This is a genomic window from Streptomyces reniochalinae (assembly GCF_003323735.1).
GTDB classification, from domain to species: Bacteria; Actinomycetota; Actinomycetes; order Streptomycetales; family Streptomycetaceae; genus Streptomyces; species Streptomyces reniochalinae.
In genome coordinates, this window is the sequence record NZ_QOIM01000021.1 from 50,255 (window position 1) to 63,333 (window position 13,079).

10 protein-coding genes and 3 tRNA genes are annotated in these 13,079 nt (G+C 71.8%); 5 read left to right on the top strand and 8 right to left on the bottom strand.

The genetic code is table 11. The features are described from left to right. Positions 1–9 precede the first annotated feature (9 nt). Both DQ392_RS03035 and DQ392_RS03040 read left to right on the top strand, forming a co-directional pair. Positions 10–1,617 carry a N,N-dimethylformamidase beta subunit family domain-containing protein gene (locus DQ392_RS03035; RefSeq protein ID WP_245981123.1) on the top strand — a complete coding sequence of 536 codons (1,608 nt, stop codon included), beginning with the start codon at positions 10–12 and terminating at the stop codon, positions 1,615–1,617. A gap of 158 nt (positions 1,618–1,775) precedes the next feature. Next, positions 1,776–2,693: a phosphoribosylaminoimidazolesuccinocarboxamide synthase gene (locus DQ392_RS03040; RefSeq protein ID WP_114013903.1), complete on the top strand. Its 918-nt coding sequence runs from the start codon at positions 1,776–1,778 to the stop codon at positions 2,691–2,693. Positions 2,694–2,795: 102 nt separating this feature from the next. Here the strand turns inward: DQ392_RS03040 and DQ392_RS03045 are convergent. The 8 genes from DQ392_RS03045 to DQ392_RS03080 all read right to left on the bottom strand — a co-directional run bounded on the left by DQ392_RS03045 (position 2,796) and on the right by DQ392_RS03080 (position 9,294). Further along, positions 2,796–2,868 (bottom strand) — tRNA-Gly (locus tag DQ392_RS03045). A 96-nt stretch (positions 2,869–2,964) separates the two neighbouring features. Further along, positions 2,965–3,606: a response regulator transcription factor gene (locus tag DQ392_RS03050; RefSeq protein WP_114013904.1), complete on the bottom strand. Its 642-nt coding sequence runs from the start codon at positions 3,604–3,606 to the stop codon at positions 2,965–2,967. Then, entirely contained in the window at positions 3,599–5,332 is a 1,734-nt protein-coding gene (locus DQ392_RS03055; protein ID WP_245981125.1) for a sensor histidine kinase, read from the bottom strand. Before DQ392_RS03055 ends, DQ392_RS03050 begins: the two co-directional genes overlap by 8 nt. A gap of 158 nt (positions 5,333–5,490) precedes the next feature. Beyond that, positions 5,491–6,315, bottom strand: a complete 825-nt coding sequence (locus tag DQ392_RS03060) for an ABC transporter permease (RefSeq protein ID WP_114013905.1) — start codon at positions 6,313–6,315, stop codon at positions 5,491–5,493. After that, complete coding sequence (locus tag DQ392_RS03065; protein WP_114013906.1) at positions 6,312–7,301, bottom strand: ABC transporter ATP-binding protein; 990 nt, start codon at positions 7,299–7,301, stop codon at positions 6,312–6,314. The genes DQ392_RS03060 and DQ392_RS03065 overlap by 4 nt, the downstream gene beginning before the upstream one ends. A gap of 171 nt (positions 7,302–7,472) precedes the next feature. Next, positions 7,473–7,545, bottom strand: a tRNA-Gly gene (locus DQ392_RS03070). Positions 7,546–7,623: 78 nt separating this feature from the next. After that, positions 7,624–7,695 (bottom strand) — tRNA-Gly (locus DQ392_RS03075). A 1,281-nt stretch (positions 7,696–8,976) separates the two neighbouring features. Further along, complete coding sequence (locus DQ392_RS03080) at positions 8,977–9,294, bottom strand: histone-like nucleoid-structuring protein Lsr2 (protein WP_114013907.1); 318 nt, start codon at positions 9,292–9,294, stop codon at positions 8,977–8,979. A gap of 457 nt (positions 9,295–9,751) precedes the next feature. Between DQ392_RS03080 and purS the strand changes: the two genes are divergently transcribed. The 3 genes from purS to purL are packed head-to-tail and all read left to right on the top strand — an operon-like array spanning position 9,752 to position 13,001. Then, the gene (purS, locus tag DQ392_RS03085) at positions 9,752–10,057 is read left to right on the top strand and encodes a phosphoribosylformylglycinamidine synthase subunit PurS (RefSeq protein WP_114013908.1); all 306 of its coding nucleotides are present in this window, start codon (positions 9,752–9,754) and stop codon (positions 10,055–10,057) included. Further along, positions 10,054–10,731, top strand: a complete 678-nt coding sequence (gene purQ / locus DQ392_RS03090) for a phosphoribosylformylglycinamidine synthase subunit PurQ (protein WP_114013909.1) — start codon at positions 10,054–10,056, stop codon at positions 10,729–10,731. Before purS ends, purQ begins: the two co-directional genes overlap by 4 nt. Beyond that, positions 10,728–13,001, top strand: coding sequence for a phosphoribosylformylglycinamidine synthase subunit PurL (gene purL, locus DQ392_RS03095; RefSeq protein ID WP_114013910.1), 2,274 nt, complete (start codon positions 10,728–10,730; stop codon positions 12,999–13,001). Before purQ ends, purL begins: the two co-directional genes overlap by 4 nt. The last annotated feature ends 78 nt before the right edge of the window (positions 13,002–13,079 follow it).

Sequence of the window (13,079 nt, forward strand, 5' to 3'; positions counted from 1 at the left end):
GAGCAGCACATGGGGACCGAGCGGATCGAGCAGGTCGAGCGGACCGCACCGATCGCACACCCCGCGGGTGCGGCCGGACCGCAGCAGCTGAGGCGGTGGGAGTCGGGGGCGCTCGCCCACGCGGTGACCGACCCCTTCGGCCAGGGTCCGCTGCCCTGGCTGCGGGTGAGTGAGAACTACTTCGAGAACGGCCGCCTCGTGCCCTGGTACATCGACTGCGTCGACCAGGCACCCGGCCAGACCTCCCGCACCCCCGAACTCGTCCGCGAACTGGCGGGCGGTGAGCAGACCGTCCCCAAGCCCCGTACGCGCGGCCTGTCCAGCAGCGCTCCGCCCACCGCGGACGACGTGCGCTGCCAGATCAAGGGGTTCGCCTCCGTGGCGGGCGGCACGCCGCCGGGGGAGTCCATCGACTTCCGCATCACCGTCAACCCGCCGCAGGACTTCAGCGTCGACGTCTACCGCATCGGCCACTACGGCGGCGTGGGCGCCACCAAGATCACCACGAGTCCGCGGCTGTCCGGCATCATGCAGCCCGCGCCGATGGCCGCCGACCGCACCGTCTCCTGCCACCACTGGTGGCTGTCCTGGCGGTTGCAGATCCCCGAGCACTGGTCCACCGGCGCCTACGTCGCCGTCCTGACCACCGCTGACGGGCACCGCTCCCACATCCCCTTCACCGTTCGCGACCGTGACCCGGGAGACCTGCTGCTGCTGATGCCGGACGTCACCTGGCAGGCGTACAACCTCTTCCCCGAGGACGGCCGCACCGGCGCCAGCCTGTACCACGCGTGGGACGACGACGGACGGCTGCTGGGCGAGAGCGAGGCGGCGATGACCGTCTCGTTCGACCGCCCCTACGCGGGCTCGGGCCTGCCGCTGCACGTCGGCCACGCCTACGACTTCATCCGCTGGGCCGAGCGGTACGGCTACGACCTGGCGTACGCCGACACCCGCGACCTGCACGCGGGGCGCGTCGACCCCACGCGCTACCGCGGCCTGGTCTTCCCCGGACACGACGAGTACTGGACGGTGCCGATGCGCCGCGCCGCCGAACGGGCACGCGACAGCGGCACCGCGCTGGTCTTCCTCTCCGCCAACACCATGTACTGGCAGGTCGAACTCGACGCGCTGCCCTCCGGGGCCCCCGACCGCCTGCTGACCTGCCGCAAACGGCGCGGCCCCGGGCGCCCCGCGCTCTGGCGCGAGCAGGGCGACCCGGAGCAGGCGCTGCTGGGCATCCAGTACGCCGGCCAGGTCGCCGAGCCCTACCCGCTCATCGTCCGCAACGCCGAACACTGGCTGTGGGAGGCCACCGACGCGGCGGAGGGCGACGAACTGCCCGGGCTGGTCGCCGGGGAGGCCGACCGCTACTTCCCGCGCACCGTGCTGCCCGAGCACACCGACCGCATCCTCCTCGCCCACTCCCCCTACCGCGACCGCGCCGGGACCCCCCGCCACCAGGAGACCTCCCTCTACCGCGCCCCCTCCGGCGCCCTCGTCTTCTCCTCCGGCACCTTCGCCTGGTCGCCCGCCCTGGACCGGCCCGGCTACGTGGACGCACGTGTCCAGCGCGCCACCAGCAACCTGCTCGACCGCATCTGCAAGCGCGACTGACCCCGTCGCCTTCGTGAGCATCCCTCCGGGCAGCACCCTCCGCCGGCAACCCCACGGCAGCACCCCTCCGGTCGGCCCGACAGGCACCCCGTCCGGGTGGCAGGGGAGAATCAGGGCACTCGCCGTGTCGTGTCGGCTGCCCCCAGGGAGGAAAGAACGTGACGGGATTCGTCGAAAAACCCGAGCCCGCCCAGGTACCCGGCCTGGTGCACCTGCACACGGGCAAGGTGCGCGACCTCTACCGGAACGAGGACGGCGATCTGGTGATGGTCGCCAGCGACCGGATCTCCGCGTTCGACTGGGTGCTGCCCACCGCGATCCCCGACAAGGGCCGCGTCCTCACCCGGCTCTCCCTGTGGTGGTTCGAACAGCTCGAAGACCTGCCCAACCACGTGCTCAGCACCGACGTGCCCGCCGGAGCCCCCGCCGACTGGGAGGGCCGCACGATGGTGTGCCGCCCCCTGCGCATGATCCCCGTCGAGTGCGTGGCCCGCGGCTACCTCGCCGGATCGGGACTGGCCGAGTACGAGCAGGACCAGACCGTCTGCGGCCTCGCCCTGCCGCCCGGCCTGGAGAACGGCTCCGAGCTGCCCGGCTCCGTCTTCACCCCCGCCACCAAGGCCGAGGTGGGGGAGCACGACGAGAACGTCAGCTACGAGGAGATGGCCCGCCAGGTCGGCCCCGAGACCGCGACGACGCTGCGCCAGTGCACCCTCGCCGCCTACGACCGTGCCCGCGACATCGCCCGCGAACGCGGCATCATCCTGGCCGACACCAAGTTCGAGTTCGGCTGGGACGAGACGGGTGAGGCCGGCAGCGAGCCCGTGCTCACCCTCGCGGACGAGGTGCTCACCCCCGACTCGTCCCGCTTCTGGCCCGCCGACACCTGGCAGCCGGGCCGCGCGCAGCCGTCCTTCGACAAGCAGTACGTCCGCGACTGGCTCACCTCGCCCGCCTCCGGCTGGGACCGCAACGGCGAGCAGCCCCCGCCCGCCCTCCCCGACGAGGTCGTCGAGGCCACTCGCGCCCGCTACATCGAGGCCTACGAACGTCTCACCGGCGTGCCCTGGAGCTGACCAGGGCAGTGCGGTGGACGGTGTCACACGGCGAAGGCCCCGGTCGAGACGACCGGGGCCTTCTTCGGTTACTCCGTGCCGCTCACGGCACCCACCGCGCTGAGCGGACGACGAGGCTCGAACTCGCGACCTCAACCTTGGCAAGGTTGCGCTCTACCAACTGAGCTACGTCCGCGTGCCCCACCCTCGGCCCGGACCGGGCCGGACCTCCGTGGTGCGCGGCCCAGTATAGCCGTACTTTTCCGGGCCCGCGGTGCCTCCGCACGCCCCCTCAGATCCACCCCCGCTCGCGGGCCATGCGGACCGCCGCGTGCCGGTTCTCCGCGCCCAGTTTCGCCACGGCCGCCGACAGGTAGTTGCGCACTGTGCCCTGGGTCAGCGACGCCCGCGTGGCGATGTCCGCCACCGGCGCACCGTCCGCGGCCAGCTCCAGCAGCTCGGCCTCCCGCGCCGACAGGGGAGAGTCCCCCGCGCTGATGGCGTCCGCCGCCAGCTGCGGATCCACGTAGCGGTTGCCGCCGTGCACGGTACGGATGATCTCCGCGAGCTGTTCGGCGGACGCGGTCTTCGGCACGAAGCCGCGCACGCCCGCGGCCAGCGCCCGTTTGAGGTGCCCCGGCCTGCCGTGACTCGTCACGATCATCGTCCGGCACCCGGGCACCGACTCACGCAGCGTCGCCGCGACCCGCACCCCGTCCGCGCCCGGCATCTGCAGATCGAGCACCGCCACATCCGGGCGGTGCGCGGTGGCCATGGCCACCGCCTCGGTGCCCGACGCCGCCTCGGCGACGATCGCCAGGTCGTCCTCCAACGCCAGCAGCGCCGCCAGCGCCCCACGGATCAGGTGCTCGTCGTCCGCCAGCAGCACCCGGATGGGGCGGCCGCCCTCCGGTGCCTCGGCCTCCTCAGCCACGTGGTCCTCCTCCGGACGTCACGCCGCCACGGGCGAGCGCACGCCGCAGCAGCCCACCCGGTCTGTCCACCTGTCCCGGCCCGGGTCCTTGTCCTGGCCCGGGTTCCTGTCCCGGCCCGGGTCTCTGCCCTGGTCTTTGCCCCCGTGCCTGTTCCTGTACCTGTCCCTCGGCGGTGGCCGGGTGCCTGCCCGGGCCCGTGCCGGGGCTCGTGCCCGTGTCAGCGCCCGTGCCGGGGCCTGTGTTCGCGCTCGTGTCCTTGCCCGAGCTCAGGCCAGGGGCTGCGGCAGCCAAGCGGCTGCCTCGACCGGACCGTCCCTCTCCGCCCGCCTCCGACCGTGCCGCCGCACCCGACGCCTGCCCGCCCCCGCGTGCGGCACCGGAGCCGTTGTCCGCGTGGGTGGGGCCGGACGCGTCGTCCCCGTCCGTGAGGCCGGAGTCCCCGTCCCCCCGTGGGGGGTGCTCGTCGGAGGCGGGGGGCTGAGCGGAGGGCGCCCCGGGAGTCTCGGGATGCGGGGGGATCTCGACCTGTAGCCGGAAGACCCCCTCGGCGTCCGCGCCGGTCCGAACCAGGGTGCCGCCGAGGGCGGCGAGGCGCTCGGCGAGGCCGGTGAGGCCCGCACCGCGGTCGGCAGCGCCCGGCTCGGCGCCGTCGTTCTCCATCAGCAGCGCCACCGTGCCCGGGGCGCCCGTCGTCAGCCGGATCAGGCAGCGGGCGGCGTCCGCGTGCCGCAGGACGTTGGTGGCGCCTTCCCGGACGACCCAGCCCAGCGCGGACTGCACACCGCGGTCCATCTCCGGCGCCGTGGACTCGACACGGCAGTCCACCCCGGCGGCCCGCAGGACCCCGCGCGCACCGGCGAGCTCGGTCTCCAACCCGGCCTCGCGGTAGCCGCGCACGACCTCCCGCACCTCGGTCTGCGACTCCCTGGCCAGCCGCTGTACCTGAAGCATCTGCTCGATGGCCGAGTCGGCGCCCCGCCGTGCGAGCTGGGTGGCCAGCTCGCTCTTGAGCGCGATGACCGACAGGTTGCGGCCCATCACGTCGTGCAGGTCGCGGCTGAAACGCAGCCGCTCCTCCGCGACAGCGAGCCGCGACTGCGCCTCCCTGGCCTCGTCGAGCTCCCGCATCACGGCCAGGTACCAGGCGGTGCCGCGCAGCGAGAACGCCCCGCACAAGCTACCGAAAACGAGCACGATGAACGTGCCCACCAAGCTCGGCCACGCCATGCCCGCCAGCGCGAAGGCGGCCAGCACCAGGGCGCTGACCACCAGCGGGACGGCCACCGAACGCCGCCGCGATACCGTCAGTGCGTACACCCCCGAAAGGGTCGGTACGACCGCGAACAGCGCCAACGCGGGACCGGCCGCATCTCCCGCCCAGCCGCGGACGATCATCACGACGAGAACAGCCGTCTCCAGGGCGAACACGGCCAGCCCGGCGGCCAGCAGACGGCGCGGCACCTCGGCCCTGCCCAGATAGCACTCCATGGCGACCCGCAGCCCGCGCACGCTCAGACCGCCCTGCACGAACGCCAGCACGGCCACCGTGGCGCCGAGCGACATCGGCAGCCGGTCGCGGGTGATGTCGGCGAAGAACCCGGGCATGCCCCCCAGGTAGTAGATGGCCGGCGTCAACAGCAGCAGCCATCGCGTCGACACCTCGACCTGCGCCAGTCTGCTGCGCTTCTCCCAGTTGTGCCGCTTCTGCCGGCCCCAGCGGAGCATCGACGACCGCCTCCTGTCCCCGTCCTGTCCCGCCTCGCCTACGGTCCTCACACGGTACGTGCCGCGACAGTCCCCGGCGCCCTGTCCGGCCGCGCCCCCGTCAGCGCCGACGCCCGGAACCGTGAACCTCCTGCCCCGATCACCACGGACCAGCGGGCTCAGCGCCGTGGCTCCCAGCGGAAGCGCTTGCGCAGCGCGTAGCCGGCGAGCGCCGTCCAGCCGGCGGCGACCGCCAGCGCCCGCAGCGTCTCCAGACCGCTCAGCTGCTCCGTCCAGGCGCCCCGCAGCAGATCCGTCACCGGGGTCATCGGAAGCCACCGGCACACCTCAGCGAGCGTGTCGGGAAAGACCTCGAGCGGCACGAAGAGCCCCGAACCGGCGAACGTCGCCAGCATCAGCGGCATCGGCGTGAGCTGGGCCAGCTCAGCGGTACGGGTGACGGCGGCCGAAGCGGCGGCCAACGTCACCATCATCAGCGTGCCCAGGAGCAGCCCGGCCACCAGCAGATCGGGACGGGACGGCACCCCCACGTCGAGAAGCAGCGCACCGCCGATCAGCAGCACGGCCGACTGTATGAGCCCGATGACCACGGAGGGCAGCGCGGCGGCGCCGAGGATCTCCACATCGTTGGCCTCACCCGTGCGCAGCCGCTTGAGCACCAGCTCCTCACGGCGGGCGACATAGACGCCTATGAGGTTGCTGTAGACGGCGAACAGCAGCACCATCCCCACGGAGCCCGGCAGCACGGTCGTCCCCACCGAGAGCCCCGTGCCGGACAGATCGGCCTGCTCGGCGGCCGTCTTGGTGGAGAACGTCAGAACGAGCGGCAGCAGCAGCGCCACGAAGAGCGACGACCTGTTGCGCACCAGCAGTGTCAGCTCCGCGCGCGCCAGCGCCCGTATACGGCGCGGGGAGAGCGTCCTCGCCCGGCCGCCGCCGGCCGGCTTCAGCGGATTGGTCGTCGTCGCGCTCGTCGTACTCATGCCCCTACCCCCGTCACCGTGCCCGTGCTCATGTACGTGCTCGTGCCGCCGCTGCCGTCCTCCGGCCGGTTGCCCGCCTGGGCTATCTCCAAGAACGCCTCCTCCAGCGACGCGGACCGCGCCTGTAGGCCCTCCAGGCGCACACCCGCCTCCCGGGCCCACAGCAGCAGTTCCGTCAGCACCGGCTGGAGCTCGTGCGTCCGTATCGAGACCCTGCGCCCCTCCACGGCCGCCGGAACACTCAGCGGAAGCTCTCTGGCGTGCATGTCCGCCGGCAACCGGAACGAGATCCGCGACGGACGATCCGCCACCACCTGCTCCGTCGTCCCCGCCGCCACGACCTGCCCGGCCTGCATGATCGCCAGCCGGTCGGCCAACTGCTCGGCCTCTTCCAGGTAGTGCGTCGTCAGCAGCACCGTCGTACCCTCGGCGCGCAGCTCGCGCACCAACGCGGCCATGTCCCGGCGCCCTTCAGGGTCCATGCCGGTCGTCGGCTCGTCCAGGAAGAGCACCTCGGGCCGCCCGATCAGCGCCAACGCCAGGTCCAGCCGCCGCCGTTCACCACCCGACAGCTGCTTGACGCGGACGTCGCACCGCGTGCCGAGACCGACCAGTTCGAGCACCTCACGCGGCGGCCGGGCCTCACTGGTGACCCCCGCCCACATCGTCGCCGTCTCGACGACCGTCAGCTCAGAGGGGAACCCGCCCTCCTGCAACATGACCCCGGTGCGCGGCCGCACGTACGCCCGCTGCGTGAACGGGTCGAACCCCAGCACCCGCACCGTGCCCGCCGTCGGCCTCGCCAGCCCCTCCAGCACCTCCACCGTGGACGTCTTTCCCGCCCCGTTGGTGCCCAGCAGCGCGAATATCTCCCCCTCGCGTACAGAGAACGACACGCCACGCACAGCCTCGAACCCGCTGCCCGACGTGCCTCCGTCCGCCGCCCCGTAGCGGCGCCTCAGCCCTTCGACCTCTATCGCGTCCATATCCTCAGACTCCCGCCGGGACCGGCCGGAATCGAGTGCGGGCCGTCATGGGTGCTGATGACGAATGTCATCCGGAGCCGACGGCGCGCGAAGCCGTGTGAAAGCGCCACCATGCGAAGCGCCACCATGCGAAAGAGCCCCGGTCCGAAGACCGGGGCCCTTTCTGCGCTGAGCGGACGACGAGGCTCGAACTCGCGACCTCAACCTTGGCAAGGTTGCGCTCTACCAACTGAGCTACGTCCGCATGCCTCCACCCGGCTTTCACCGAGCGGCGCGACCACTACTCTACCTGATCGTTTCCGACCGGCGGTCCGTAATGGAGAGCGGGTGACAGGAATCGCACACTGCGCCTCCCTCTTGGAAAGAGGGCGCTCTACTACTGAGCTACACCCGCACGCTTGCCGGTTCCCCCCTTTCGGGGTTCCCCTCGCGGCGTGCCTTGACTCTATCCGATCACCCGCCCCCTCTGGCAAGTCGCCCACTCCAGCCGCCACCTGACTCCCGCCCCGCCCCACACCGCCCCGCCCACGAGCCGGGCCGAGGGCACGTGTTCGGACCGGTCGCCACCGCCTCGCCTCGCCCGCCACCAGACGTCCCCTCTCCGACGTCCCCTCTCCGACGTCCCCTCCTGCGGACCGGACCGGCTCCCCGCCGCGCCAGCCGACCGGGCACGCCCGTATCAGGGGGTCCTGCCGCTGGGCGGGCCGGAAACGAGGGGTGCGGGGAAGGGAGCCGCCACGCGTGTGGGCGCCGGGCGCTACGGGAAGACCCGCAACGGCACGGAGCCGCCCATCCCGACGGAGCTCCACGCATGCTCTTCCTGCCCCCGAGAGGGTCCCCCTTGGAGAAGGGGCCTGTGAGGGGGGCCGGCTGTCTCTTGCCGATGCCCAGGAGCGTGGGGAAGGCCCGGAGGACGCGCCGGCGGCGTGGGGACGCGCCGGTCACGCACGGCGTGGCCGTCAGCCCCGGGGGAGGGAGGGGGCAGGGGTGGCTTCGAGGCAGCCGGTGGGAAGCCCCATCGGGCGGCCCCGCTGGAGAGCCGCACCTGTCGGGTGAGGCGCGCTCCGAAGTGTCAGGCCGGTTGCCCCTGGGGCGCGACCGGAGGCACAAGCGACCGCGGGCGAAGGAGCGCGCAGGTCTCCCGAGGCGTTACCCCTCCGCGCGTGGGGTGGCGCGCCTCCGTGCGTGGGGTCGCGCGTCGCGTCGGCTGCCCACCGGGATACGGCACCGTGTGTGGACACCCGGCCTCTGAGGTGTCGCTCCGTCCTGTCGGATCGGCTGTCCCAAGGGCGCGACCATGGTCGGGGGAGCGCCGATCCCGAGGCGCCCCCAACGCGTAAGGGCCGACCGTCCTCCGACGGCCGACCCGTGACCTGCGCCACCGACGGCGCCGTATCCCACGGCGCCGCATCCACACGGCGCTGTCACCGCGCGGCGCTCTCACCGCACGGCGCCGTAACCACATGGCACTGCCACCAAGCGACACCCTCACCGCACGGCACTGTCACCAGACGGCACCGTCACCGAGCGGCACTGTCACCAGACGGCACCGTCACGAAGCGGCACCCTCACCGAGGCACCGTCATCAGGCGGCGCCCTCACCGAGGCACCTCACCAGGCGGCACTGTCACCAAGCGACACCCTCACCGCACGGAACCCTCACCAGATGGCGCCGTCACCGCGCGGCGTGGAACGCCTCGTACACCTTCTTGGGGATGCGGCCCCGCGCCGGCACGTCGAAGCCGTTCGACTCGGCCCAGGCGCGGACCGCGCGCGGGTCGGGGTCGATGGAGGTGCGCCGGTACGCCTTGCCGGACTTCGCCCGCTTGCGTCCTGCCTCGACGAAGGGGGCGAGCTCGGTGCGGAGCCGCTTCGCATTGTCGGGGTTCAGGTCGATCTCGTAGGTTTTGCCGTCGAGTCCGAAGGTGACCGTCTCCGCCGCTTCTCCGCCGTCGATGTCATCGGACAGCATCACCACTACGCGTTGTGCCACGGATATCGGTCCTTCCCTCAGGATCGCGAAAGGGGTCGCCCCGCTTTCCCCGGGCGGTTGGCGACCGGGGCCCCGCCGTGCGGCGGGTGTGGGGGCGAGCCCGGATAGGAGACGGGTTCTTATTCAGCTGGAGGCTGTGCGCCGGCGCTCGGCGACGAGTGTGCGCACAAAGGTCGCGGCCGGCACACAAACATTATGGCCCGGAATTCGGATCGGGTTCCGGCCGCAATCGGGACCCTACTTATTTCCGCTCGGTTTTTACAGTGCTTCGCGAAGTCCTGCCAGGATCGTCACGTGGATCTTCGGCAAGAACCGGTCAAGGACGGGGCAAGAACCGGGGAAGAAGCCGGGGTCTCCGTTCGGACTCCCGGGCGAACTCCCTGCATATCAACGCGCGTAGATTCTCGTGCCGGGTACGCTGGCCAGCGCAGCGCCCCGCTAAGCACTAGGAGTACCTGTGGCTCGCGTCGTCGTCGACGTCATGCTGAAGCCGGAGATTCTCGACCCCCAGGGACAGGCGGTGCAGCGTGCACTGCCTCGCCTGGGCTTCGAGGGGATCTCCGATGTCCGCCAGGGCAAGCGCTTCGAGCTCGAAGTGGAGGGCCCCGTCGACGGGAGCGCCCTCGCCCGCATCCGTGAACTGGCCGAGACGTTCCTGGCCAACACCGTGATCGAGGACTTCACGGTGAAGGTCAGGGAGACCGACGGCACCGAGCGCGCCGTCGCCGGCACGGACATCCCGTCCGAAGGAGCCCCGGCGTGACCACCCGTATCGGCGTCGTCACCTTTCCGGGTTCCCTCGACGACAGCGACGCGCGCCGCGCGATCGGCCTCGCGGGCGGTGACCCCGTCGCGCTGTGGCACCGTGACAAGGACCTGCACCAGGTCGACGCCGTGGTGCTGCCCGGCGGATTCAGTTACGGCGACTATCTGCGGTGCGGCGCAATTGCCCGCTTCTCGCCCGTCATGGCGACGGTGATCGAACAGGCGAAGGCCGGAATGCCGGTGCTCGGCATCTGCAACGGTTTCCAGGTCCTGTGTGAATCCCACCTGCTCCCGGGGGCGTTGACACGCAACGACCACCTGCACTTCGTCTGCCGTGACCAGCGTCTGCGCGTCGAGAGCGCGGACACCGCGTGGACGTCGGACTACGAGCGCGGCCAGGAGATCACCGTTCCGCTCAAGAACGGTGAGGGCGGCTACGTCGCCGACGAGCGCACCCTGGACGAACTGGAGGCCGAAGGCCGCGTGGTCTTCCGTTATCTGGACGGCAACCCGAACGGCTCGCGCCGCGACATCGCCGGAATCACCAACGAGGCCGGGAACGTGGTCGGTCTCATGCCGCACCCCGAGCACGCCGTCGAGGCCCTGACGGGGCCGACGACCGACGGGCTCGGGTTCTTCACCTCGGCCGTCAAGAAGCTGGTCACCTCATGAGCGCCCCCCTGGACACCGTCAAGCACGCGGCAGAGACCCCCGAGACCGGTCTTCCCTGGGCGGAACTCGGCCTCAAGGAGGACGAGTACGCCCGCATCCGGGACATCCTCGGCCGCCGTCCCACCGGCGCCGAACTGGCGATGTACTCGGTGATGTGGTCCGAGCACTGCTCCTACAAGAGCAGCAAGGTCCACCTGCGGCAGTTCGGCGAGAAGGCGCCGACGGAGGGTCCCGGCGCGGAGGCCATGCTCGTCGGTATCGGTGAGCAGGCCGGCGTGGTGGACGTCGGCCAGGGCTACGCGGTCACCTTCAAGGTCGAGTCGCACAACCATCCCTCGTACGTCGAGCCGTACCAGGGCGCGGCCACCGGTATCGGCGGCATCGTCCGCGACATCATCGCCATGGGTGCCCGCCCGGTCGCCGTCATGGACCCGCTGCGCTTCGGCGCGGCCGACCACCCGGACACCAAGCGCGTCCTGCCGGGCGTCGTCGCGGGCATCGGCGGCTACGGCAACTGCCTGGGGCTGCCCAACATCGGCGGCGAGGTCGTCTTCGACGCCTGCTACCAGGGGAACCCGCTGGTCAACGCCCTGTGCGTGGGGGTGATGAAGCACGAGGACATCCACCTGGCGAAGGCCGCGGGCACCGGCAACAAGGTGATCCTCTACGGCGCCCGCACGGGCGGCGACGGCATCGGCGGCGCCTCCATCCTGGCGTCCGAGACCTTCGAGGACACTGACGGCAAGCCCGCCAAGCGGCCCGCCGTGCAGGTCGGCGACCCCTTCCAGGAGAAGCTGCTCATCGAGTGCACCCTGGAGGCCTTCCACGCCGGTCTCGTCGTCGGTATCCAGGATCTGGGTGCGGCCGGTCTGTCGTGCGCGACCAGCGAGCTGGCCTCCAACGGCTCCGGCGGCATGCGCGTCGAGCTGGACGACGTGCCGCTGCGCGACTCCTCGCTCTCGCCCGAGGAGATCCTGATGAGCGAGTCGCAGGAGCGCATGTGCGCCGTGGTCGAGCCCGGCAACGTGGACGGCTTCCTCGCGATCTGCGAGAAGTGGGAGGTCACGGCCACCGTCGTCGGTGAGGTCACCGACGGCGACCGGCTGGAGATCTTCTGGCACGGCGAAAAGATCGTCGACGTCGACCCCAAGACCGTCGCCCACGAGGGACCCGTCTACGAGCGCCCCTACGCCCGTCCCGACTGGCAGGACGCGTTGCAGGCCGACGACCCGGCCAGGCTGCCCCGCCCCGCGGACGGTGACGCACTGCGCGCCGCGGCGCTCGCGCTGGTCTCCTCCCCGAACCAGGCCGCCAAGTCCTGGGTCACCGACCAGTACGACCGGTACGTGCTCGGGGACACCGTCCTCGCACAGCCCGAGGACAGCGGCATGATCCGCATCGACGCCGGGACCGGCCTCGGCGTCGCCGTCTCCACCGACGGCAACGGCCGCTACGCCAAACTCGACCCCTACGAGGGAGCGCGGCTCGCGCTGGCCGAGTCGTACCGCAACGTGGCCGCCACCGGGGCACAGCCGCTCGCCGTCACCGACTGCCTCAACTTCGGCTCCCCCGAGGACCCGGCCGCCATGTGGCAGTTCGCGGAGGCCACCCGTGGCCTCGCCGACGCCTGCCTGGAGCTGGGCACGCCGGTGACCGGCGGCAACGTCTCGCTCTACAACCAGACGGGCGAGGCCGCGATCCACCCCACGCCGGTCGTCGGTGTCCTCGGCGTCATCGACGACGTCGCACGCCGCACTCCCATGGCGTTCCGCGAGGAGGGCCACCTGATCTACCTGCTCGGCGAGACCCGCGAGGAGCTGGGCGGTTCGGCGTGGTCCCAGGTCGCCCACGGCCACCTGGGCGGACGCCCGCCCCGGGTCGATCTGGAACGGGAGCGGCTCCTGGCGGACATCCTCGTCTCCGCGTCCCGCGACGGCATGGTGGACGCCGCCCACGACGTCTCCGACGGCGGCGTCGTCCAGGCCCTCGCCGAGTCCTGCCTCAAGGGCGGGAAGGGGGCCCGCGTCGTCGTGCCCGACGGGCTCGACCCCTTCGTCTTCCTCTTCTCCGAGTCGCAGGGGCGGGCGCTGGTGGCTGTCCCGCGCAGCGAGGAGCTCCGCTTCGCCGACATGTGCGCGGTGCGCGGGCTGCCCGCGGCGCGGGTGGGTGTCGTCGACGGTGAAGCGCTGGAGGTGCAGGGCCAGTTCGTGCTTCCGCTGGCCGAGCTGCGCAGCGCCCACGAGAGCACCCTCCCGGAGCTGTTCGCCTGACAGGTCCTCTCCACGGGGCTCCGCCCCGCACCTCCACCGGGCCGGCGGGCCCAGGGCGTGCGGGCTGGAGCCCCCGTG

Excerpts from the sequence above, each read along its gene's own strand:
- DQ392_RS03065 (WP_114013906.1), bottom strand. The coding sequence starts at position 7,301 with ATGGACGCGATAGAGGTCGAAGGGCTGAGGCGCCGCTACGGGGCGGCG.
- DQ392_RS03035 (WP_245981123.1), top strand. The coding sequence starts at position 10 with ATGGGGACCGAGCGGATCGAGCAGGTCGAGCGGACCGCACCGATCGCA.
- DQ392_RS03055 (WP_245981125.1), bottom strand. The coding sequence starts at position 5,332 with ATGCTCCGCTGGGGCCGGCAGAAGCGGCACAACTGGGAGAAGCGCAGC.
- DQ392_RS03060 (WP_114013905.1), bottom strand. The coding sequence starts at position 6,315 with ATGAGTACGACGAGCGCGACGACGACCAATCCGCTGAAGCCGGCCGGC.
- purL (WP_114013910.1), top strand. The coding sequence starts at position 10,728 with ATGAGCGCCCCCCTGGACACCGTCAAGCACGCGGCAGAGACCCCCGAG.